Below are 248 nucleotides of genomic sequence, written 5' to 3'. Positions count from 1 at the left end.
CGCCCACGGTCCAGGCGCCGATCTTGTCAGGCGTGTCAGGATTGAACCGGAACTCCAGGTCTCGCCCACGCGCGGGATCATAGTCGAAGCTTAGGGTGAAATTGCCGCTGCGTTCGAGGCCTGCGGGAACGGCTTCACCATTCCGGGCATAGGCCTGACCACTGGCCGCGACCCGCACGCCATTCTGCCAGATCTCGACGACGTCTGCGCCGCCATAGGCGTCAACCAGCATGTCGACACGACCTGAC

Annotated in this window: 1 protein-coding gene; it reads right to left on the bottom strand. The window is 63.7% G+C overall.

What is annotated here, in order from left to right:
• The coding region (locus ACM5QX_RS29630; protein WP_414756772.1) for a hypothetical protein at nt 1-232 on the bottom strand (232 nt) is incomplete at its 3' end.
• Between the last annotated feature and the right edge of the window lie 16 nt (nt 233-248).

This window comes from Anabaena sp. CCY 9910 (genome assembly GCF_963920875.1).
Taxonomy (GTDB): Bacteria; Cyanobacteriota; Cyanobacteriia; order Cyanobacteriales; family Nostocaceae; genus Trichormus; species Trichormus variabilis.
Note: the sequence above shows the minus strand (reverse complement) of the source record. Positions and strands in the feature narration are given on the sequence as shown.